Genomic DNA, 20,318 nt, shown 5'->3' on the forward strand with positions numbered 1-20,318 from the left:
GCGCGCAGGTGCTGGAGGCCGTGCTGGCAGCGGTCAGGCCGTTCCTGCCGCCGCCAGCCCGGTGATGATCCTGCCCTGCCGGTGTCATCCTCGGCCCCCGAGCCGAGGATCCATTCCGCAGGCAGTGCGGCGCCGCGCAGCTATCGGATTGGATCCCAGGCTCAAGGCCTGGGATGACAGTGAAGGGGATGCGCCGCTCAGCTGAAGTGGGAGTGGCCGACGCCGCCCTTGATCTGCTTGGAGAACAGGTACTGCAGTTCGGCGGTGGAGCTGTCGAAGTTCTGCGCGTTGCTCATGTCGCAGATTTTGGCGAACTGGTCGGCCACCATCTCCGGCGTCACCTCGGTGCCCGGCTCCATGAACACGCCCTCGGAGCCCATCACCTGGATGCGGGCGAAATAGCCGCCGCCGGCGGACAGGACGATGCCGCTTTCCTCGTTCGTCTCGCTGCACAGATAGGCGACGCCGGGGGAGACCAGCTCCGGCTGCAGCAGCTTCACCGCCTCCGGCGGCATCAGCTCCTCGGTCATCCGGGTGGTGGCCATCGGCGCCAGGGTGTTGACCAGGATGTTGTACTTCCGCCCTTCCTGCTTCAGCACGTTCATCAGGCCGACCATGCCGGCCTTGGCGGCGCCGTAATTGGCCTGGCCGAAATTGCCGTACAGGCCGGAATTGGAGGCGGTCAGCACGATCCGGCCATAGCCGTTCTCGCGCATCACCGGCCAGGCGGCCATGGTGACATAGGCGGTGCCGTTCAAATGCACCGCGACCACGGCGTTCCAGGTCTCCGCATCCATCTTCGTGAAGCTGCGGTCGCGCAGGATGCCGGCATTGTTCACCAGGATGTCGACCTTGCCGAAGGCATCGACGGCCGTCTTCACGATGTTCGCCGCGCCGGCAGGGTCGGAGACGCTGTCATAGTTTGCCACGGCCTCGCCGCCGGCGGCCTTGATCTCGTCCACCACCTTGTCGGCCGGGGCGGCGGAGCCGCTGGTGCCGTCCACCGCGCCGCCCAGGTCGTTCACCACGACCTTGGCCCCGCGGGAGGCGAGCAGCATGGCGTGGCTGCGGCCCAGGCCGGCGCCGGCGCCGGTGACGATGGCCACGCGGCCGTCGAAGGAAATGCTCATCTGACGTCTCTCCTCGTCGTTTCGGTTCTCGCGTTCAGGATCAGGTCGCAGATCTCCCGTACGGCGCCCGCGCCGCCGGGGGTCGTGGTGACGTAAAGGCAGGCGTCCCGCACCTCCGGCCGGGCATTGGCCACGGTCAGCGGGCAGCCCACCAGGCGCAGCAGCCCGAGGTCGTTCACGTCGTCGCCGACATGGGCGACCCGGTCCAGGCCCAGCCCCAGGGTCTGGCAGAGGCCGGCCAGGGCCGCCTCCTTGTCGGGCACGCCGAGAAAGGCGTGGGCCACGCCCAGGCGGGCGGCCCGATGGCCGATCGCCGGTGTCGTGCTGGCAGTGACGAAGGCGACCGCGACCCCGGCGGCCATCACCTGCTTGATGCCCTGCCCGTCATGGACATGGAAGCGCCGCAGTTCGCTGCCATCCTCTGCGTAGTACAGCCCGCCGTCGGTCTGGACGCCGTCGACGTCGAGCGACAGCAGCCCGATCCCGGCCAGGCGGTCAAGAAGCGCGGGTCTGTCGAGAAGGGGCATCCGGTATCGACGGTGAGGCTCTGCGGGATGGTCTCGGGGAAGGCGGGTGCGACATGCCCGGGCCGTCCCCATATGAGGGGCATCCGGTCGCGCGGCAGGGCCGCGGACGAATGGTCAGGTCTTTTAGACGGGAGGCAGGAAGATGGCAAAGCCACAGGCGAAGGGACGGCAGCAGCGCGGCATCCGGGTGCGGCTCCTGCCCGGCCGCCGGGCCGTTGCGCCGGCGGCGGTCCTGGCGCTGGCGCTTGCCGTCGTACCTGCCGCTGCTCAGGACGACCAGGGGGCGAAGGAGCAGCTCGACTCCGCCGGCAAGCTGGCGCTGGAAGCGGCGAACAAGATGGTGCGGGCGCTGGAACTGTTCATCGACGACCTGCCGCAATACGAGCCGCCGGAGGTGATGCCCAACGGCGACATCATCCTGCGCCGGGTGAATCCGCCGGGCGATGACAGCATGGACAGCGATTCGCGGGACCTCGAAGGGACGGAGCAGCGCGAGGCGCTGGTGCCCGAGAAGCCGGAGGGGCAGGGGAGTGGCCCGGATTCGGGTGCGCGCGAGGCGCCCCGCTCCAACCGGACGCCCGACGGCGACAAGGGTGGGGACGGCGACGAGGGCGAGCGGCGGATCTGAGACCGGCTACAGGTTCGTTCCCATCTCCAGGAACTTGCGGCGCCGGTCGTTGATCAGCTTGTCCGGCGCCTGTCCGGCCAGGGCGTCCAGGTGGCGGCGCAGCACGGTCCCGGCGGCGTCGATCGTGGCCAGCGGGTCGCGATGCGCGCCGCCCAGGGGCTCCGGCACGATCTCGTCGATGACGCCGAGGTCGGAGAGGTGCTGCGCGGTCAGGCGCAGCGCCTCCGCCGCGTCCTTCGCCTTGTCCTGGTCCTTCCACAGGATCGCGGCGCAGCCTTCCGGCGTGATCACCGAATAGACCGCATGCTCCAGCATGACGACCCGGTCGGCCGCGGCCAGCGCCACCGCGCCGCCGGAGCCGCCCTCGCCCACGATCATCGCGATCAGCGGCACGCCCAGGCCGAGGCAGCAGTCCAGCGAGGCGGCAATCGCCTGGGCGATGCCGCGTTCTTCCGAATCCGGACCGGGATAGGCGCCGGCGGTGTCGATCAGGGTGATCACCGGCAGGCCGAAGCGCTCCGCCAGCTTCATGCCGCGGATCGCCTTGCGATAGCCTTCGGGCCGCGCCATGCCGAAATTGTGCTTCACCCGGCCCTCGGTGCCGCGGCCCTTCTCGTGCCCGATCAGCATCACGGAGCGGCGGCCGATGCGCCCCATCCCGACCTGCATCGCCGGATCCTCGGCAAAGGTGCGGTCGCCGGCCAGCGGCACGAAATCCTCCGCCAGGCGGGCGACATAGTCGCCGAAATGCGGCCGATCCTGGTGGCGCGCCACCTGTGTCTTCTGCCAGGCGGAGAGCCGGCCGTAGGTGTCCTTCAGCGCTTCGTGGATCTTGCCCTGGAGCTGCTCCACCTCCGGCGCGATGTCCGCGCCCTCCTCCGACAGGCGGCGCAGCTCCTGGATCTTGGTTTCCAGTTCGGCGACCGGCTTCTCGAAGTCCAGATAGACCTGCATGTGGTTGCGGTTCCTCGGTTGGTCCTGTCGGCAGCGGGAAAGGGTCGGGCCTGCCGGCCTACATGCCGATCGCTTCGGCCTGGTCGACGATCACGCGCGCCTGCTTGATCGAAGCATTGTCGATCAGCTTGCCGTCGAGCGCGACGGCGCCCTGGCCGGCGGCCTGCGCATCCTCCATCGCCTTCAGAATCGCGCGCGCCTTCGCCACCTCGTCGGCGGAGGGGGCGAAGACCTCGTTCGCCAGCGCGATCTGGCTGGGATGGATCGCCCACTTGCCCTCGCAGCCCAGGATCGCGGCGCGGCGCGCCTGCGCCTTGTAGCCCTCCGGGTCGGAGAAGTCGCCGAACGGCCCGTCGATCGGGCGCAGGCCGTTGGCCCGGGCGGCGATCACCATGCGGTTGATCGCGTAGTGCCACATATCGCCCCAGTAGAACTGCCGGTTGCCGTCGCCGTCCGGATCGCTCAGCACGCCATAGTCCGGGTTCGGCCCGCCGATATTGACGGTGCGGGCCCGGGTGGAGGCGGCATAGTCGGCGACGCCGAAATGCAGGCTTTCCAGCCGCGGGCTGGCGGCGGCGATCTGCTCGATGTTCTGCATCCCCAGCGCGGTCTCGATGATCGCCTCCAGGCCGATCCGCTTCGTGAAGCCCTTCGCCGTCTCGATCTGGGTCAGCAGCATGTCGACGGCATAGATGTCGGCGGCGGTGCCGGCCTTCGGGATCATGATCAGGTCCAGCTTGTCGCCGGCCTGCTCCACCACGTCGACCACGTCGCGGTACATGTAGTGGGTGTCCAGGCCGTTGATCCGGACCGCCATGCTCTTGCTGCCCCAGTCCACGTCATGCAGCGCCTGGACGATGTTCGCCCGCGCCTGCGCCTTCTGGTCGGGGGCCACCGCATCCTCAAGGTCCAGGAAGATGATGTCCGCCTCCGACTTCGCCGCCTTCTCGAAGAATTTGGGGCTGGAGCCGGGCACGGCCAGTTCGCAGCGGTTCAGGCGGGCCTTGGCCTGGGAGACGGTCTGGAAGCTCATCGGCGGGTCCTTTGCGGCAGGAGGCGGGCGGCCGGGCCGCACGGCGGCATGGCCGACCCAGCGGCGGGCCGGCCTGCCGCGGCTGGCGGCGCCTGTGGCGGTTGAAATCGCGGCAAACTGGCTTGCGGCCGGGTGCAAGTCAACATCGCCGGGGGAGGCGGCGCGGCAGGGGGCCGGGCTTAGCTGCCTGCCCGGGCCAGCGGATGATGCTCGTTCACCAGGGTCTGCATCCGGGCCTGCAGGACATGGGTGTAGATCTGCGTGGTGCTGATATCGGCATGGCCCAGCATCTGCTGCACCGCCCGCAGGTCGGCGCCGTGCGACAGGAGGTGGGTGGCGAAGGCGTGGCGCAGCACATGCGGCGATACCCGCTCCGCCGCGATGCCGGCCTCGGTCGCGGCCGCCTTCAGCAGCTGGCCGAATCGCTGCCGGGTCAGATGGCCCTCGGCGGCGCGGGACGGGAACAGGAAGCGGCTGCCGCGGCGCGGCGCCTGGGCCAGGAAGATGCCGCGGACCGGAAGGTAGGCCTCGATCGCCGCCAGCGCCGGCTCCCCCAGCGGCACGATCCGCTCCTTGGCCCCCTTGCCGATGACCCGCAGGATCCGGGGCTCGCCGTCGTGATGGGGAAAGGGCAGGCCGACCAGTTCCGAAACCCGCAGGCCGGTGGCGTAGAGCACCTCCATCAGCGCCGTCATCCGCAGGCCCTCCGGCCCCGGCAGCGCGCCCGCCGCCGCCAGCAGCTCCGCGACCTCGTCCTCGCCGAGGGTCTTCGGCAGGGGGCGGCCACGCTGCGGCGAGGCCAGCCGCAGGGTCGGATCGTCGCCGCGGCGGCCCTCTTCCAGCAGGAAACCGTAGAACTGCCGCAGGCAGCTCAGCCGGCGCGCGGCGGTGGCGCGCCCCAGGCCCGCCGTCGCGGCATCGGCCAGCCAGCGCCGCAGATCCTCCAACCCCGCATCGACGGGGCGCAGGCGGCGTCCGGCCAGGAAGGCGGACAGGCGGGCGAGGTCGGTGCCATAGGCGGCGATGGTGTTGCGCGCCGCGCCGCGCTCCGCCGCCAGCATCTCCAGGAAGGCCTCGATGTCGGGATCGTCGTCGGCGCTGCGCGGCATCGCTCAGAGGCCTGCGGCAAGGGCCTTCTCGGCCGCGATGCGGCGGGCTTCCGCCGACAGGCCCAGCCCGTTCAGGCCGCGCGCCAGATGCACCACCAGGGCCAGGTCGGCCGCCCCTGGCCCGTCGGGCAGCAGGGCGGCAAGCGCGGCGAGCATCGCCTCGCCCTGGCGGCGCGCTGCGACGGCGGTGTCGAAGCGCCCGACGGCCTCCCGGCGCTGCTGTGCCGGGCTGCGGGAGGCGCCGGGAGACAGCGCGGCCGGGCCGGCCGTGTCCGGCGCCGGCAGGGCCCGCAGCGCGGCCGCCTGTTCCGGTCCCAGCGGCAGGTCCAGGGCGTCGGCCAGGGCCAGATAGGTCTCCTCCCGACTGCGGCGCCGGCTTTCCGGCAGGTCGGCCAGGGTCGCCGTCCAGGCCGCATGGTCGGCATCGGACCAGGGCAGGAAGCCCGGCGACGCCAGCCGCAGCACGGCCCAGATGCCCGTCTCGGCCCTGCGGGCCTGCGGGTCCGCACCGGCCGCCCGCAGCCGTTGCCACCAGGACAGCGCCTCCTCCACGTCGCCGGCGCGAAGGAAGGTCCGCATCGTTTCCGCCGCCAGGTCGCCGCTCAGCCGTTCCGGGTTCAGCCGCGCCAGCAGCGGCGTTGCGGTGCGCGCCGCCGCCACCGGTATGCCGGCGCTGCGGCCGGCCAGCAGCATGGCGTCGACACTGTCCTCAAGCGGCTGGGTCTGTCCCGGATCGCCGATCTGCCGCTCCAGGGTACGATAGGTCCGGGCCGGGGCATCGGCTGCCGGGCTGTCGCCGGCCGCGGCCTCCAGCCAGAGGCCGGCCAGGGTCGCGGGCGGCAGGTTGCCCTCTCCGACGGCACGTTCGGCCGCCGGCAGGCGCATCCGCAGCGACGCCTCCGGCAATGCCGCCAGTGCGGCCAGCGCCGCGGCGCCGGCGCCCGCGTCGATGCCCTCCGGCGGGGCGCTGCCGGTCAGCCTGAACAGGGCCAGGTTCAGCGGATCCGCGACCAGGGCCGGGTCGTCGGCCACCTTGCTGCCGTTCAGGGCCTGGCGGGCCGCGCGGATGAAGGGGTCGGGACGGTCGCCGATCTCCGCGATGGTTTCCGCCGTCAGCGCCGCCATGGCCGGATTGCCGTCCGCCACCTGGCAGAGCAGGTTCGACTTCTCCCACCAGGGATCGGCGCCTTCCAGAAGGGCGCTGCGGGTCAGGTCGCAGGCCAGCGGTGCCTGCCCTGCCAGCCAGGCCGCCTCGGCGGCCCGGCGCCGCATAGCGGGCGCCGCCAGGGCATTGCCGGGTGCCGCAGCGGCCAGGGCGGCGGCATCTCCCGCCCGCCCGGCCCCCAACAGGGCGGCAATCCGCCATTGCAGGAACGTCTCGGGCGCCACCCCCTGGGGCGGACTGGCGGGGCTCAGCAGCAGGCGGCGGCGGATCTCCTGTAGGGCGACGGAGCGGGTCGGCAGCGCCAGGGTATCGAACAGCGGTTCCAGTCCGGCGGCCGGCGTGTCGCGCCAGATCGCCGGCGGGAAGGCGCCGTCCTGCGGCGCCAGGGTGCCGACCGGTGCGCGGTCCGGGCTGTCGAGCTCGCCGATCTCGATCCGGGCCGGCCCGGAAGGCCGCTGCGGCGCCGGCGCCGAAGGCCGTGGCGCAGGCGCGGAACCGGTGTCCGGCGCAGCGGCATTGCCGCCCGACAGGCCGGGGATCAGGGTGGTGGGTTGCGCCGCGGCACCATCGAGAAATGCGGTGCCGGGCAGGACGGACTGGGCGGCGTACAGCAGGCATGCCGCCGCCAGGACCCGCCGCGCGGTGCCAGCCCCGGTCCGGAACCGGCCGCTCAGCCGGCCCGGCATCCGTCGCGGCTCACTGGCGCAGCCGCTCACTCGAAATCGGCTTTTCAACGGTCTTCGTCGGCGCCGGGATTTCCCAGGTGGCGAGGAAAACCGCCCCGACGATCAGGACGAAGACCACGAGAAGGGCAAGGAGAGCCGTCAACCGGCGCATCGGCAGCGATCTGTGCTAGGGGTGCGGGGTCGCCGCCGCCGGACCGGCCGGCGGTGCGAATCTGCCTGCAGTCTATCGGTCGCGCCGGCACGAAACAAACCTCTTCTGCCGGCCGGGCCCGCCCTTTCGATGCCGCCGGACGGTCCCGTCCGGCCCGGCATGCGGGCAATTGCCAGCGGCCCCGTGGTGTGCGAGTCTGCGGGAAAGCTGGAAAACCCTTGTTCCCATACCTTGCCCGACCGCGCCGGTCCCCCCGACGTGCATGCCTGAAACAGGACAGTCCCATGACACCCTCCTCCGGTCCGACCGCGGGGAGCGGGCCGGCGTGACCAAAGCAGAGACATCCCCTGCACCGGCATATCCGCCGACCGCCGGGCCCGGACCCGGCCGGGCAGGCTTGTCCGGGCCGGGTTCCGCCGCGAGTCGGGACTGCCCGGCAGAACCGGCGGGCGACGTGGATGGCGATGGCCGGGCAGCCGGCGGCAGCCTGGTGCTTGTCGGCCTGATGGGCTCCGGCAAGTCGACGATCGGTCGGCGGCTGGCCAACCGCCTGGGTATGCGTTTCGTCGATGCCGACGACGAGATCGAGAAGGCGGCCGGCTGCAGCATCTCCGACATCTTCGCCACCATGGGGGAGGCCGCGTTCCGCGACGGCGAACGGCGGGTGATCGCGCGGCTTCTGGCGGAGGGGCCGCTGGTCCTGGCGACCGGCGGCGGGGCCTTTATGGACGAGACCACGCGCGACCGGATTCGGGACGCCGGCACGTCGATCTGGCTGCGGGCAGGCCTGGAGGTGCTGGTGCGCCGCTGCCAGCGGCGCACGCACCGGCCGCTGCTGCAGCAGGGCAACCCGCGGGACGTGCTGCGCGACCTGATGGCGCGGCGGCACCCGCTCTACGAGACGGCGGACGTGACGGTGGACAGCGGCGACGAGGATCACGAAACGGTGGTGGACCGGATCATCGCCGCGCTGGCCGCGCGCGGGACGGCCGCCGGCGCGGCCGGTCGGGTCGATGCCGATGGCGTGGATAGTGAACCCCGGGGCGTCGGCGGCCGGGACGGAGGAACGGACCATGCCGGCTGAAACCGGCGCCGCGGCGCTGAAGGGGCGGGCAGAACCGGCGATCCAGACGGTGGAGGTGGCGCTGGGCGCGCGCAGCTACCGGATCCTCGTCGGCGCCGGCCTGCTGGCCGAGGCCGGCCGCCACCTGGCGCAGGCCGGCCGGCCGCGGCAGGTCGCCATCGTCACGGATGAGAATCTTGCCGACCGGCACCTGCCGGCCCTGCAGACCGCGCTGGCGGAGGCGGGGATCGCTGCGGTCGCGCAGGTGCTGCCGCCGGGCGAGGGGGCGAAATCTTTTGGCAGCTTCGAACGCCTGTGCGAATGGCTGCTGGAGGTCCGGATCGAGCGCCGCGACATGGTGCTGGCCTTCGGCGGCGGGGTCGTCGGGGATCTGGCCGGCTTTGCCGCAGCGGTGCTGCGGCGCGGTACCCGGTTCGCGCAGGTCCCCACCACCCTGCTGGCGCAGGTCGACAGCGCAGTCGGCGGCAAGACCGCGATCAACACCCGCTTCGGCAAGAACCTGATCGGCGCCTTCCACCAGCCGGAGCTGGTGCTGGCGGATACCGACCTGCTGGACAGCCTGCCGCCGCGCGAACTGCGGGCCGGCTATGCGGAAGTGCTGAAATATGGCCTGCTGGGCGACCGCGCCTTCCTGGACTGGCTTGCGGCGCATGGGCCGGCCGTGCTGGACGGCGCCGATGGCGGCGCGGCACGGGCGGAGGCGATCGCCCGCTCCTGCCGGGCGAAGGCAGCCTTCGTCGCCGGCGACGAACGCGAGAGCGGCGACCGCGCGCTGCTCAATCTCGGCCATACCTTCGGTCATGCGCTGGAGGCGGAGGCCGGCATGACAGGCGATCTCCTGCATGGCGAGGCGGTGGCGGTCGGCATGCTCTGCGCCGCGATCCTGTCGGAACGACGGGGCCTGCTGGGTGCCGCGGACACCGCCGCCGTGCGCCGGCACCTGGCCGCCGCCGGCCTGCCGCAGTCGCTGGCGGAGATCGGCGGCGCGGACTGGCCGGCCGGGCGGCTCTACGCGCATATGCGGCAGGACAAGAAGGCGGAGGGCGGGCGCCTGCGATTCGTACTGATGCGGGGCCTGGGTAACGCCTTCCTGGCCGACGACGTCGCCGAGGACGAGGTGCGCGACACCTTGGATGCGGTGCGCCGCCCCGGCAATATGGCGTGATCATGGAGAGCGAAGCCTATTCCCTGACCGAGCTGGCCCTGGCGGGCGCGGCGATCCTGGTCCTGATCTGCCTCTCGGCCTTCTTTTCCGGCTCCGAGACCGGACTGACAGCGGCCTCCCGGGCGCGCATCAACCACCTGTCGCAGCAGGGCAACCGGCGTGCCCGCGTCGTCAGCCGGCTGCTGGAGCGGCAGGACCGCCTGATCGGCACCATCCTGCTGGGCAACAACCTGGTCAACATCCTGGCCTCGTCGCTGGCCACCTCGGTGTTGATCCTGGTGTTCGGAGAGGCGGGCGTGGTCTACGCCACCCTGGCGATGACCCTGATCGTGGTGGTCTTCGCCGAGGTGCTGCCGAAGACCTATGCCATCAACAATCCCGACCGCGCCGCTTTGGCCGTGGCACCGGTCGTCGCCGTCGTCGTGGCCGTCCTTGCACCTCTGGTACATGCGGTGCAGGTGCTGGTGAACGGCGCGCTCCGGCTGTTCGGCATCGACATCAAGCCCGGCCAGAGCATGGTCAGCGCGGCGGAGGAGCTGAAGTCACACCTGGACCTGCATGGCAAGGAGGGCACCCTGCACAAGAGCGCCCGCGACATGCTGGGCTCGATCCTCGACCTGGACGAGGTCGAGGTTTCCGACGTGATGATCCATCGCCGCGACATCCAGATGCTGGACCTGTCGGAACCGACCTCCGCTCTGATCGACCAGGCGATGCAGAGCCGCCACAGCCGGCTGCCGCTGTGGCGCGACGATTCCGACAACATCGTCGGCGTTCTGCACGGCAAGGACCTGCTGCGGGAGCTGATGGCGGCGCGGACCCAGGCGGCCGATTTCGACCTGGATTCCATCGACCTGATGGCGGTCGCGAAGGAACCCTGGTTCGTGCCGGACACCACCTCGCTGCGGGAGCAGCTGCATGCCTTCCGCACCCGGCATGCGCATTTCGCCCTGGTGGTGGACGAGTACGGCACCCTGATGGGGCTCGTCACCCTGGAGGACATCCTGGAGGAGATCGTCGGCGATATCCGCGACGAGCACGATCCGGAAGAGGTGGTCGGCATCGAGGCGAACGGCGACGGGTCCTACACGGTCGCCGGGTCGGTGACGATTCGCGACCTGAACCGGCGCCTGGAATGGAACCTGCCGGACGACGAGGCGACGACCGTGGCCGGTCTGCTGATCCACGAGGCGCGGCGCCTGCCGGAGGTCGGGCAGGCCTTCCAGTTCTATAATGTCCGCTTCGACGTGCTTCGCCGCCAGCGCACCCGGGTCACCCAGATGCGGCTGACCCCCTTGTCGCCGGACCAGGCCGCCCGCGGCGACGGTGCCGGCGAGACCGGATGACCGGCCGCCGGACGCGGTCGCAGGAACCTTCCGCCTGCCAGCCGGGCGCCCCGACCGGTCCTGACCGATGCAGTGAGCGACGGGCCCGGGCATGATCTGGGCGCTGCTGGAGGTGCTTGCGCCGGTCGTCCTGACCGCCGGCCTCGGCTTCACCTGGACCCGGGTGGGGGCGGGCTTCGACACCGACATGGTGACCCGTCTGGTGCTGTGGCTTGGCGCGCCCTGCCTGATCTTCGAGAGCCTGACCCGCTACGACCTGCCGCTGCTGCTGCTGGCCGAGCAGGCCGCGGCCGCCATCGCGGTCTGCGCCCTGGTCGGTGCCACCGCCTGGGCCCTCGCCTGGAGCGCCGGCTGGCCGCTGGCCAGCTTCGTGCCGCCGGTCCTGTTCCCCAATGCCGGCAATCTGGGCCTGCCGCTCGCCCTCTTCGCCTTCGGCGACGAGGCGCTGGGCCTGGCCGTCCCCTATTTCGCGGTCACCTCGATGCTGCAGCACACGCTGGGGCAGCGCATCGCGGCGGGCAAGGGCCGGGGCTGGCGGGCGCTGCTGACGCCGAACGTGTTCGCGATCGGTGCGGCCGTGCTGGTGGTGGCGTCCGACGTCACGGTGCCGCGCTTCCTGGGCAACACGATCGCGCTGGTCGGCGACCTGACGATCCCGCTGATGCTGCTCGCCCTCGGCGTGTCGCTGGGATCGCTGCAGGTGCGGCGCCTGGGCACCAGTCTTCGGATCGCCGTCCTCAGGCTGGTCCTGGGCCTGGCGGCGGGCCTGGCGGTCGCCTGGCTGTTCGGCCTGGAAGGCACGGCGCGGAGCGTCCTGATCCTGCTCTCGGCAATGCCGGTGGCGGTCTTCACCTATCTGTTCGCCGCCCGCTACGGGCGGGACAGCGACCTGGTCGCCGGTGCCGTCGTGCTGTCGACCCTGATCTCGTTCGCGACCCTGCCGCTGCTGCTCTGGTACCTTCTCCCCTGAACGCCTCCTGTCCTGACCACCCGGGGTTGCGGCAGGGCGCCCGCGCGGCAGCTCCGGGTCGGGGGGGGAGGCGCCTAGCTGACGGGCAGGTCGATCTGCAGGCGCTGCAGCAGGTTCAGCAGGACGGCGGCACGGATCCGCATGGTGCGGGAGCGTTCGGTTCGGCCGGGATCGGCCTCGACCTCGGCGCAGAAATCATCGAGCGACATGTTGCGGCTCTGACAGACATGGCGCAGAGCCTGCCACTCCACATAGGACAGCTTGATACTCGTTCGGCCCGTCGGCAGCGTAATATTGCCGACGATCAGCTGGTCTCTGTTGGACTGCGGACGCACGTTTCTTCCCGGGGTCGTTGTCTGGCATAACTCTCGCATTTGAACGGTGCCACCTACCATAAGTTGCCCTCATTGAATAGCGGCAAGATGCCGTTGTCAGTGGCCGACTTCCGCCGGCGCCCGCGCCCGGATGCTGAGCGCATGGACCGGACCCGACAGTTCCTCTGCCAGCACGGCATTCACCGAACGCTGGCGATCGAGCCTGGACTTGCCCTCGAAGGCGTCCGATACGATCTGGACCTGGAAGTGGGTTTCCCTGGCCCCTTCGCCCATCTCCGCGACCCCGGCATGGCCTGCATGGGCCGCGGATTCGTCGATCACCTCAAGATGCTGTGGCGCAAACGCCCTGCGGAGCTTTTCCTCGATGCGCTTTGCGACGTTCATTCCGTGTCCTCCCGGCGCCGCGTTGCGACGCGGACGCCCCGATTTCAGGTTTTTCGCTTCCAGGTCTTCCGCCGGTGGCTGCCGGCATCTGTCCGGCGCGATTGCCTGTGCCCTGGCTCCTACGCATACTCCGGGAAATGCCGCAACGTAAGGTCAACGAGTCCATCGTCGAAGGGGCGGACGGCCAGATGGCCGCCGCGGCCGGCGATGGCGATGCCGCGCTGAAGCTCCGCTCGGCGGTCCAGGCCGCTGCACAGGGCAGTTGCGCCTGGCCCGGCTGTGCGGATGACGGCACCTTCCGCGCCCCCCGCAGCCGGCGCCGCGCGGACGGGTTCTACATGTTTTGTCTGGCTCATGTCAGGGATTACAACGCCGCGTGGGACTTTTTTGCCGGCATGACCCCGGACCAGATCGCGGCCTATCGTCACGAGGACGTCACCTGGCACCGGCCGACCCGGCGCTTCAGCGGCCGCGGCGGGTCGCCGGGCGAGTGGGGCGACGAGATCCGGATGCGTGACGAACTCGGCATCTTCGCGGCGGCTTTCGGGGCCGATGGCGGCATCGACGGCATCGACCCGCGCGCCGCGGAACGGCCGATGAAGCCGGGCGAGGGCGCGGCGCTGAAGGTCTTCGGGCTTGACCGGCACGCCACGTTGAACGACATCAAGGCGCGGTATAAGGAACTCGCCAAGCGCTACCACCCGGATGCCACGGGCGGCGACAAGCGGTCGGAGGACCGCTTCAAGGCAGTGAACAAGGCGTATCGCTACCTTCTTGCCTGTGGGTATGCTTAACTGCGCGTCCGGACCGCGCCTCCGGCCGGGAAGGGCATGGGCGTGCGGGCTGTAGCCCCCGATGGCAGACGTGCCTCGGCGGCATGCGCTGGTGGCCTGTTGTCAGGCCGCCGGCCGCCGCATCGATACGTCTGCCGAATGACGCCTGCAATGACCAAGATATCCAAGGCATGAATACCCAGACACCGATCAATACCCCCGGCTCGCAAGCGAGCACGCTGCCCGACACCGAAGTGAAGGTGCGGGAGGTCTTCGGCATCGATACCGACATGGTGGTGCCGGCCTTCAGCGAACCGACCGACCACGTACCCGACGCGGACCCGGCCTACCTGTTCGACCGGGAGACGACCTTGGCGATCCTCGCCGGCTTCGCCCACAACCGTCGGGTGATGGTCCAGGGCTATCACGGCACCGGCAAGTCGACCCATATCGAGCAGGTCGCGGCGCGCCTGAACTGGCCCTGCATCCGGGTGAACCTGGACAGTCATATCAGCCGCATCGACCTGATCGGCAAGGACGCGATCGTCCTGCGCGAGGGCAAGCAGGTGACGGAATTCCGCGAAGGGATCCTGCCCTGGGCGCTGCAGACCCCCACCGCGATCGTGTTCGACGAATACGATGCCGGCCGGCCGGACGTGATGTTCGTGATCCAGCGCGTGCTGGAGGTCGAGGGCAAGCTGACCCTGCTGGACCAGAACCGGGTGATCCGCCCGCATCCCTGCTTCCGGGTCTTCGCGACGACCAATACCGTCGGGCTGGGCGACACCACGGGCCTGTACCACGGCACGCAGCAGATCAATCAGGGCCAGATGGACCGCTGGAACATCGTCACCACCCTGAACTACCTGCCGCACGATGCGGAGGTGAACATCTGCCTCGCCAAGTCGCCGGAATACGATACCGCCGAGGGACGCAAGCAGATCTCCGCCATGGTCGATGTGGCCGACATGACCCGCGCGGGCTTCGTGGCGGGTGATATCTCCACGGTGATGAGCCCCCGGACGGTGATCACCTGGGCGGAAAATGCCCGCATCTTCGGCGATATCGGCTTCGCCTTCCGGGTCACCTTCCTCAACAAGTGCGACGAGATGGAGCGGCCTTCCGTGGCGGAGTATTACCAGCGCGCCTTCGGCGAGGAGCTGCCGGAATCCGCCGCCAACGTCCAGATGGCCTGAACCGAACGACGTGAGCGGACAGCAGAAGGAAAGCCCGGGCGAGGTTCTGAAGCGGTCGATCGCGGCCGCGACCCGCGCCATCGCCCGCGAGAAGGAGCTGCAGGTCAGCTTCGGACCGGAGACGCCGGGCCTGCGCGGCGACCGGGCGCGCCTGCCCGCGCCCTCGCGGGAGATGGACCGGGCCGAGCTCGGCAATATCCGCGGCCTGGCCGATGGCATGGCGCTGCGCCTGCGGCATCACGACGATGCCCTGCACGCGAAGATGCTGCCGGTCGGCGGCACGGCGCGGGCCGTGTTCGATGCCGTGGAGCAGGCGCGGGTGGAAGCGCTCGGCTGCCGGCAGATGACCGGGATGGCCGACAATCTGGACCAGGCCCTGCGCCAGAAATGCCGCGCCCGCGGCTTTGCGCGGATGACCGACCGGTCGGAAGCGCCGCTGGCGGATGCCGTCGGCATGCTGGTGCGCGAACAGCTGTCCGGGCGGGCGATGCCGGAGGAGGCCCGCAAGATGGTCGACCTCTGGCGGGACTGGATCACCGACAAGGGCGCGTCGGAAATCGACAACCTGCTGGAAGCGATCGACAGCCAGCGCGACTTCGGGCGGGTCGCCCGGCGCCTGATCCACGACCTGGAACTGTCCGACGACGATGGCAGCGAGCTGGACGACCAGGACACCCCGGACGAGGACAGCGACCAGGAGCAGGGCGAGGGCGAAGGCGAGGGCGGTGCCGGCGAGCAGTCCGGTGCCGAGGCCATGGGCGGCGACCAGGACGAGACCGAGGAGGCCGGCACCGACGATACCGGCGAGTCGGAGGCGATGGCCGCCGGCGAGCGCGAGATGCCCGCCGACGGCGAGGAAAGCGGCGAAGGCCTGCGCCCGCCGCGGCCCGACCTGAAGCACAACCAGCCGCAGCCGCCGCCCTATCGCGCCTTCACAGCCGAGTTCGACGAGGTCGTCGTCGCCGACGACCTGTGCGACGCGGAGGAGCTGACCCGTCTTCGGCAGCATCTGGACCAGCAGCTGCACAGCATGCAGAGCGTTGTCGCGCGGCTGGCGAACCGGCTGCAGCGCCGCCTGCTGGCGAAGCAGAACCGGACCTGGATGTTCGATCTGGACGAAGGGATCCTGGACGCCGCCCGGCTGGCCCGCGTGGTCGCCAACCCGGTCCTGCCGCTCAGCTACAAGCAGGAATCGGAGACCGACTTCCGCGACACGGTCGTCACCCTGCTGATCGACAATTCGGGCTCCATGCGCGGCCGGCCGATCACGGTGGCGGCGATGTGCGCCGACATCCTGGCCCGCACCCTGGAACGCTGCGCGGTGAAGGTCGAGATCCTGGGCTTCACCACCCGCGCCTGGAAGGGCGGCCAGAGCCGCGAGAAATGGCTCAGCGAAGGCAAGATGCCCAATCCGGGCCGCCTCAACGACCTGCGGCACATCATCTACAAGGCCGCCGACGCGCCTTGGCGCCGGTCGCGGCGCAGCCTCGGCCTGATGCTGCGCGAGGGGCTGCTGAAGGAGAATATCGACGGCGAGGCGCTGCTCTGGGCGCATAACCGCCTGCTGGCACGGCCGGAGCAGCGGCGCATCCTGATGGTGATCTCCGACGGCGCGCCGGTCGACGATTCCACCCTGTCGGTCAATCCGGGCAATTACCTGGACCGCCACCTGCGGGAGGTGATCCAGTGGATCGAAAGCCGCTCCCCGGTGGAGCTGACCGCGATCGGCATCGGCCATGACGTGACCCGCTACTATCGCCGCGCGGTCACCATCGTCGATGCCGAGCAGCTGGGCGGGGTGATGATGGAGAACCTGACCGAGCTGTTCGACGAGGATCCGGGTCCCGAGCCGGGCTATACGCCCAGCGGCCGCGCCGCCAGCGGCACCGCCCAGGCGGCGGCCGCCGGCCGCGGCGCCCGCCGCGAAGCGGGCGGGATGCGCTGAACCAAAACCCTGGCCCCATTCCGCTGGCCATGCAGCACCGCAGGGCTTGCAGGATGGATCCTCTCCGGGGCTACTGCATTCATACATTTCATCGACGTGCCTCAATTTTTGCCGTCGCCCTCGGGCTTGACCCGAGGGGCCTGACGGGACAGGGAGGCCGCGCAGCTTCGCCGCCCTGCCACGATCCTCGGCTCGGGGGCCGAGGATGCGGCAAATAGGTAGGACCGCAGGGCTGATCTCCGCTGACGAGATATGTGAATGCCGTAGGCTCGGGGGCCGATGGCGACGGCAACGAGGTAGAACGGCGCCGGCGTATGAGTGTCCGCTCAGTGGCCGCCGCCGAGATGGGTGAATGCGGTAGGCCGCAAGGGCGAGGATGCCCCCCGGGACAGGGCGAATGCCAAGGGTGACAAGCCGTGATGTGTGGTGGAGCGGCGGCAGACCTCAGGCGGCCGGCCGCGGCGACCAGCTCCAGCCCAGGAAGGCCATCGCCATCCGGTAGGGGGCCAGCAGGGTCGCGGCCATCAGCAGCTTCACGCCAAGGTCGCCGGCGCCCCAGGTGATCCAGGGCAGGCCGGTGCCGGCAAAGGCCAGGCTGAAGAACAGGGCGGTGTCCAGGGTCGAGCCCAGCACCGAGGAGGCGAGCGGCGCCCGCCACCAGCCGCTGCGCCGCAGCCGGTCGAACAGCCAGATGTCGACCAGCTGGGCGACCAGGAAGGCGGTGCCGGAGGCAAGGCCGATCCGCCAGTCGGCGGCAACCACCGACAGGGCGACACCGAGCACGAAGCCGGCATAGACCACCATCCGCGCCCGGGCCGGGCCGTACTGGCGGTTGGTCAGGTCGGTCACCAGGAAGGTGACCGGATAGGTGAAGGCGCCCCAGGTCAGCCAGTCGTTGATCGGGATCTCGACCAGCAGGTTGGAGGCATAGACCGCCGCCATCATCGCCAGGACGGCGATGCTCACCCCGATGCGGGGCATCACGGGGAAGGCCCGGTCGTCAGTCATGCGGTCAACGGCGCCCCGGCACGGTGGCCGGGCCGTCCGATCAGGCGGCAGAAGCTGCGGCGCCGGCCTTGCGGATCTGGCGCTTGATCCGCATCGCTTCCGGCGAGAGCCGGTCGTCGCGGGTCTTCAGCAGCCAGGCGTCCAGGCCGCCGGCATGCTCCACCGAGCGCAGGCCATGCGCGGACAGCCGCAGCTTCACAGACCGGCCCAGCGCCTCCGACTGCAGCGTATAGGGCTGCAGGTTCGGCAGGAAACGCCGGCGGGTCTTGTTGTTCGCATGGCTGACATTGTTGCCGGACTGCACGCCCTTGCCCGTCACAGCGCAGCGCCGTGCCATATCGTGTTCCTTTCCGTCGATCGTGCACCGGTCACCCGGCGGCGGCCGCCCGGCCGCAGCCGGAATGTCCGGATCTGTCTGGGGGCCAGCCCGCATCGTGGGTCCCGGCGGCCGGCACAGCCCACCTGTCGTGCAGGCGAGGCACAGGCCAATATTCCAGGAAGGCGGGTGTTTACGGCACCGTCCCGCCGGCGTCAAGCGGAACGGCACCGGTCCGCGACGGGCGGGTGCTAGGGGCGCGCAGCTTCCGGTCCCCGTCGCAGGAACGCCTCCAGTAGGCTGCGGGCCGCCGCCATCGGCGTCGACCGGCCGTCGCGCACCTCGCGCTCCCGCCGTTCCGCCGCGGCGCGCAGCTCGGCATCGGCCTGCAGGCTTTCCACCACCGTGTCGGTCAGGTCGCGCCACATCCAGCTGACGGCCTGGTCGGCGCGCTGGCGGTCGAATTCGCCGCTGTCCGTCAGGCCCTGCCGGAAGGCCTCGATCCGCTCCCAGACCGGGCCGATCCCCTCGCTGCGCAAGGCCGAGGCGAGCAGCACCTCCGCCTTCCAGGCGGCGAAGCGCGGCCGCATCAGGCCCAGGGCGGAGCGATAGTCGGCCTGTGCGGTCTTCGCTGCCGGCAGCAGGTCGCCATCCGCCTTGTTGATGACGATCAGGTCCGCCAGCTCCATGACGCCGCGCTTGATGCCCTGCAGGTCGTCGCCGCCGCCCGGCGCCAGCAGCAGCATGAACAGGTCCACCATGTCGGCGACCGCGGTTTCCGACTGGCCGATGCCCACGGTCTCCACCAGCACCACGTCATGGCCGGCGGCATCGCAGAGCAGCAGCGCCTCGCGCGTGCGGCGGGCCACGCCGCCCAGGCTGCGGCCGGCGGGGGAGGGGCGGATGAACGCCTCGGGCCGGCGCGACAGCTGCTCCATCCGGGTCTTGTCGCCCAGGATCGAGCCGCCGCTGCGGGCGGAGGTGGGATCGACGGCAAGCACGGCGAGCCGCTTGCCGCTATCGACCAGGTGCAGGCCAAGCGCCTCGATGAAGGTCGACTTGCCGACCCCCGGGGTCCCGCTGATGCCGACCCGCAGGGCGCGGCCGGCATCCGGCAGCAGCGCCTCCAGCAGTGCTTCCGCCGCGGCGCGATGGTCGGTCCGGGTCGATTCCACCAGGGTGATGGCGCGCGCCAGCATGCGCCGGTCGCCGGCGCGGATCGCGGCGGCGAAGCTTTCGGTATCGGGAAGCGAACGGCCGGCGGGGCGACCGCCCGAGGCGGCGGATGCTGTGTCAGGCATTGCCTGCGTATAGCCGATCGGCAGGGCATGAAAAAAGGGGCCGCATCGGCGATGCGGCCCCGGAACGACGGTCCGGGGCAGGGCCCCGGACCCGGTTCAACCGGTCAGCGGATGGCGACCGGATTGACGATCATCTGCACCGCGCCGCTGATCCGGCCCGCACCGACGGTGAAGAAGAACTCGGTGGCGCCGTCTGCGGCGAGCTGGCGGGTATCCATGTTCTCCAGGATATAGACGCCGTGCTGCGCCAGCAGGATGGCGTGGCAGGGGAAGACGTCGTTGCCTTCCATCGGCGGAATCGCGTCCAGGCCCCAGGTATCGGCGCCGACGGCGACCGCGCCCTTGGCGGCCAGGTCCTCGCAGATCGCCGGATCGACGCCGGGCTCGGCGGAACCGAAGGTCTTCGGGTCCTTTTCCAGCATGTTCATCCAGCCGGTATGGAACAGCACCACGTCGCCCTTGCGGATCTCCAGGCCGGTATCCTTCAGCGCCTGCTGATAGTCCGCCATGGTGATGCTGGGGCCGGGGTCGAGCACCTCCTTGCCCTTCTGCTTGGCGATGTCCAGCAGGATGCCGCGGGTGGCGATCGGCGGGATGTTCTCGACCCCCAGCTTCTTCAGGCCGCTGACATCGGCGAAGTCCTTGGCGTGGTTCTGGTTGTAGTAGACATTGTCGACCCCGACATGGCCCAGCCCGTCGATCTGCGAGCCGATGCCCAGCCAGCCGGAGACGATATCGTCGTTGTAGGTGCCGTTGTTGGGGAAGGGCACCACGCCGGCCTGCTGGCCGGGCTGCACGACATAGGTCTTCCAGCCGCGTGGCGGGTAGGCCGGGGTCATGTGATTGGTCTCGATGCCCAGCGCGTAGAGCTTGCCTTCCTTGATCAGGCCGGCCGCCTGCTTCACCACATCGGGCGTCAGCAGGTGGGCGGCGGCGCCGCCCTCGTCCTCGGCCCCGTAGGGCGAGGGGTCGATCTTGCGGATATGGTCGTCCGCCAGCACCGCCGAGGCGGCGAACAGGCTGGCTGCGGCGGCAACGCCGACGATGCCGATGGTCTTGCGCATCAGGTCTTTCCTCCCTTGATTGCCGGTTGCTTCCGGCATTCCTTCACA

General features: G+C 70.4%; 21 protein-coding genes. 8 read left to right on the top strand and 13 right to left on the bottom strand.

Translation table 11 applies throughout. The features are described 5' to 3' along the window. Positions 1–197 precede the first annotated feature (197 nt). Together ACFOGJ_RS06955 and ACFOGJ_RS06960 are read right to left on the bottom strand one after the other, a co-directional pair. Entirely contained in the window at positions 198–1,130 is a 933-nt protein-coding gene (locus ACFOGJ_RS06955) for an SDR family oxidoreductase (RefSeq protein WP_379899118.1), read from the bottom strand. Beyond that, the gene (locus ACFOGJ_RS06960; protein ID WP_379899119.1) at positions 1,127–1,657 is read right to left on the bottom strand and encodes a KdsC family phosphatase; all 531 of its coding nucleotides are present in this window, start codon (positions 1,655–1,657) and stop codon (positions 1,127–1,129) included. Before ACFOGJ_RS06960 ends, ACFOGJ_RS06955 begins: the two co-directional genes overlap by 4 nt. A 142-nt stretch (positions 1,658–1,799) precedes the next feature. Between ACFOGJ_RS06960 and ACFOGJ_RS06965 the strand changes: the two genes are divergently transcribed. After that, the gene (locus ACFOGJ_RS06965; protein ID WP_379899120.1) at positions 1,800–2,285 is read left to right on the top strand and encodes a hypothetical protein; all 486 of its coding nucleotides are present in this window, start codon (positions 1,800–1,802) and stop codon (positions 2,283–2,285) included. Between the two features lie 6 nt (positions 2,286–2,291). Here ACFOGJ_RS06965 and ACFOGJ_RS06970 read toward each other — a convergent pair whose 3' ends face one another. The 5 genes from ACFOGJ_RS06970 to ACFOGJ_RS06990 all read right to left on the bottom strand — a co-directional run bounded on the left by ACFOGJ_RS06970 (position 2,292) and on the right by ACFOGJ_RS06990 (position 7,383). Continuing rightward, entirely contained in the window at positions 2,292–3,239 is a 948-nt protein-coding gene (locus ACFOGJ_RS06970; RefSeq protein WP_379899121.1) for an acetyl-CoA carboxylase carboxyltransferase subunit alpha, read from the bottom strand. Between the two features lie 58 nt (positions 3,240–3,297). Beyond that, entirely contained in the window at positions 3,298–4,272 is a 975-nt protein-coding gene (locus ACFOGJ_RS06975) for an HpcH/HpaI aldolase/citrate lyase family protein (RefSeq protein ID WP_379899122.1), read from the bottom strand. 179 nt (positions 4,273–4,451) lie between these two features. Beyond that, positions 4,452–5,381: a site-specific tyrosine recombinase XerD gene (locus ACFOGJ_RS06980; RefSeq protein ID WP_379899124.1), complete on the bottom strand. Its 930-nt coding sequence runs from the start codon at positions 5,379–5,381 to the stop codon at positions 4,452–4,454. Positions 5,382–5,384: 3 nt separating this feature from the next. After that, complete coding sequence (locus tag ACFOGJ_RS06985; protein ID WP_379899125.1) at positions 5,385–7,232, bottom strand: hypothetical protein; 1,848 nt, start codon at positions 7,230–7,232, stop codon at positions 5,385–5,387. 10 nt (positions 7,233–7,242) lie between these two features. Further along, complete coding sequence (locus ACFOGJ_RS06990; RefSeq protein ID WP_379899126.1) at positions 7,243–7,383, bottom strand: hypothetical protein; 141 nt, start codon at positions 7,381–7,383, stop codon at positions 7,243–7,245. A 454-nt stretch (positions 7,384–7,837) separates the two neighbouring features. Here ACFOGJ_RS06990 and ACFOGJ_RS06995 point away from each other — a divergent pair, with 454 nt between their 5' ends. The 4 genes from ACFOGJ_RS06995 to ACFOGJ_RS07010 all read left to right on the top strand — a co-directional run bounded on the left by ACFOGJ_RS06995 (position 7,838) and on the right by ACFOGJ_RS07010 (position 11,948). Then, entirely contained in the window at positions 7,838–8,467 is a 630-nt protein-coding gene (locus ACFOGJ_RS06995; RefSeq protein ID WP_379899127.1) for a shikimate kinase, read from the top strand. Next, a complete protein-coding gene (gene aroB / locus ACFOGJ_RS07000) occupies positions 8,457–9,632 on the top strand; it encodes a 3-dehydroquinate synthase (protein WP_379899128.1) in 1,176 nt (391 codons plus the stop codon). Before ACFOGJ_RS06995 ends, aroB begins: the two co-directional genes overlap by 11 nt. 2 nt (positions 9,633–9,634) lie before the next feature. Then, positions 9,635–10,978 carry an HlyC/CorC family transporter gene (locus tag ACFOGJ_RS07005; RefSeq protein WP_379899259.1) on the top strand — a complete coding sequence of 448 codons (1,344 nt, stop codon included), beginning with the start codon at positions 9,635–9,637 and terminating at the stop codon, positions 10,976–10,978. Between the two features lie 91 nt (positions 10,979–11,069). After that, a complete protein-coding gene (locus ACFOGJ_RS07010; protein ID WP_379899130.1) occupies positions 11,070–11,948 on the top strand; it encodes an AEC family transporter in 879 nt (292 codons plus the stop codon). A gap of 74 nt (positions 11,949–12,022) precedes the next feature. On the opposite strand, the gene ACFOGJ_RS07015 is transcribed toward ACFOGJ_RS07010, so the two are convergent. Both ACFOGJ_RS07015 and ACFOGJ_RS07020 read right to left on the bottom strand, forming a co-directional pair. After that, a complete protein-coding gene (locus ACFOGJ_RS07015; RefSeq protein ID WP_379899131.1) occupies positions 12,023–12,283 on the bottom strand; it encodes a ribbon-helix-helix domain-containing protein in 261 nt (86 codons plus the stop codon). 96 nt (positions 12,284–12,379) lie between these two features. Further along, positions 12,380–12,667: a BolA family protein gene (locus ACFOGJ_RS07020; protein ID WP_379899133.1), complete on the bottom strand. Its 288-nt coding sequence runs from the start codon at positions 12,665–12,667 to the stop codon at positions 12,380–12,382. Between the two features lie 188 nt (positions 12,668–12,855). Between ACFOGJ_RS07020 and ACFOGJ_RS07025 the strand changes: the two genes are divergently transcribed. The 3 genes from ACFOGJ_RS07025 (at position 12,856) to cobT (ending at position 16,581) form a co-directional block, all read left to right on the top strand. After that, positions 12,856–13,461 (top strand): J domain-containing protein, encoded by a 606-nt coding sequence (locus tag ACFOGJ_RS07025; RefSeq protein ID WP_379899134.1) that lies wholly within the window; start codon positions 12,856–12,858, stop codon positions 13,459–13,461. Between the two features lie 170 nt (positions 13,462–13,631). Further along, positions 13,632–14,636, top strand: a complete 1,005-nt coding sequence (gene cobS, locus ACFOGJ_RS07030; RefSeq protein ID WP_379899135.1) for a cobaltochelatase subunit CobS — start codon at positions 13,632–13,634, stop codon at positions 14,634–14,636. A gap of 10 nt (positions 14,637–14,646) precedes the next feature. Further along, positions 14,647–16,581 carry a cobaltochelatase subunit CobT gene (cobT, locus tag ACFOGJ_RS07035; protein WP_379899136.1) on the top strand — a complete coding sequence of 645 codons (1,935 nt, stop codon included), beginning with the start codon at positions 14,647–14,649 and terminating at the stop codon, positions 16,579–16,581. A gap of 444 nt (positions 16,582–17,025) precedes the next feature. On the opposite strand, the gene ACFOGJ_RS07040 is transcribed toward cobT, so the two are convergent. From ACFOGJ_RS07040 to ACFOGJ_RS07055, 4 genes are all read right to left on the bottom strand, one after another. Beyond that, entirely contained in the window at positions 17,026–17,589 is a 564-nt protein-coding gene (locus ACFOGJ_RS07040; RefSeq protein ID WP_379899137.1) for a VUT family protein, read from the bottom strand. A gap of 40 nt (positions 17,590–17,629) precedes the next feature. Further along, on the bottom strand, positions 17,630–17,926 hold the full coding sequence (gene rpmB, locus ACFOGJ_RS07045) for a 50S ribosomal protein L28 (RefSeq protein ID WP_379899139.1): 297 nt from the start codon (positions 17,924–17,926) through the stop codon (positions 17,630–17,632). A 230-nt stretch (positions 17,927–18,156) separates the two neighbouring features. Continuing rightward, complete coding sequence (gene meaB, locus ACFOGJ_RS07050) at positions 18,157–19,206, bottom strand: methylmalonyl Co-A mutase-associated GTPase MeaB (protein WP_379899140.1); 1,050 nt, start codon at positions 19,204–19,206, stop codon at positions 18,157–18,159. A gap of 104 nt (positions 19,207–19,310) precedes the next feature. Further along, entirely contained in the window at positions 19,311–20,270 is a 960-nt protein-coding gene (locus ACFOGJ_RS07055; RefSeq protein WP_379899141.1) for a cyclase family protein, read from the bottom strand. Positions 20,271–20,318 lie beyond the last annotated feature (48 nt).

The organism is Marinibaculum pumilum (assembly GCF_042646425.1).
Lineage (GTDB): Bacteria > Pseudomonadota > Alphaproteobacteria > Ferrovibrionales > Ferrovibrionaceae > Marinibaculum > Marinibaculum pumilum.

Bases quoted from the DNA above. Each gene is read 5' to 3' on its own strand.
- ACFOGJ_RS06955 (WP_379899118.1), bottom strand. From the start codon at position 1,130: ATGAGCATTTCCTTCGACGGCCGCGTGGCCATCGTCACCGGCGCCGGC.
- ACFOGJ_RS06960 (WP_379899119.1), bottom strand. From the start codon at position 1,657: ATGCCCCTTCTCGACAGACCCGCGCTTCTTGACCGCCTGGCCGGGATC.
- ACFOGJ_RS06965 (WP_379899120.1), top strand. From the start codon at position 1,800: ATGGCAAAGCCACAGGCGAAGGGACGGCAGCAGCGCGGCATCCGGGTG.
- ACFOGJ_RS06970 (WP_379899121.1), bottom strand. From the start codon at position 3,239: ATGCAGGTCTATCTGGACTTCGAGAAGCCGGTCGCCGAACTGGAAACC.
- ACFOGJ_RS06975 (WP_379899122.1), bottom strand. From the start codon at position 4,272: ATGAGCTTCCAGACCGTCTCCCAGGCCAAGGCCCGCCTGAACCGCTGC.
- ACFOGJ_RS06980 (WP_379899124.1), bottom strand. From the start codon at position 5,381: ATGCCGCGCAGCGCCGACGACGATCCCGACATCGAGGCCTTCCTGGAG.
- ACFOGJ_RS06985 (WP_379899125.1), bottom strand. From the start codon at position 7,232: ATGCCGGGCCGGCTGAGCGGCCGGTTCCGGACCGGGGCTGGCACCGCG.
- ACFOGJ_RS06990 (WP_379899126.1), bottom strand. From the start codon at position 7,383: ATGCGCCGGTTGACGGCTCTCCTTGCCCTTCTCGTGGTCTTCGTCCTG.
- aroB (WP_379899128.1), top strand. From the start codon at position 8,457: ATGCCGGCTGAAACCGGCGCCGCGGCGCTGAAGGGGCGGGCAGAACCG.
- ACFOGJ_RS07005 (WP_379899259.1), top strand. From the start codon at position 9,635: ATGGAGAGCGAAGCCTATTCCCTGACCGAGCTGGCCCTGGCGGGCGCG.
- ACFOGJ_RS07010 (WP_379899130.1), top strand. From the start codon at position 11,070: ATGATCTGGGCGCTGCTGGAGGTGCTTGCGCCGGTCGTCCTGACCGCC.
- ACFOGJ_RS07020 (WP_379899133.1), bottom strand. From the start codon at position 12,667: ATGAACGTCGCAAAGCGCATCGAGGAAAAGCTCCGCAGGGCGTTTGCG.
- ACFOGJ_RS07025 (WP_379899134.1), top strand. From the start codon at position 12,856: ATGGCCGCCGCGGCCGGCGATGGCGATGCCGCGCTGAAGCTCCGCTCG.
- cobS (WP_379899135.1), top strand. From the start codon at position 13,632: ATGAATACCCAGACACCGATCAATACCCCCGGCTCGCAAGCGAGCACG.
- ACFOGJ_RS07040 (WP_379899137.1), bottom strand. From the start codon at position 17,589: ATGACTGACGACCGGGCCTTCCCCGTGATGCCCCGCATCGGGGTGAGC.
- rpmB (WP_379899139.1), bottom strand. From the start codon at position 17,926: ATGGCACGGCGCTGCGCTGTGACGGGCAAGGGCGTGCAGTCCGGCAAC.
- meaB (WP_379899140.1), bottom strand. From the start codon at position 19,206: ATGCCTGACACAGCATCCGCCGCCTCGGGCGGTCGCCCCGCCGGCCGT.
- ACFOGJ_RS07055 (WP_379899141.1), bottom strand. From the start codon at position 20,270: ATGCGCAAGACCATCGGCATCGTCGGCGTTGCCGCCGCAGCCAGCCTG.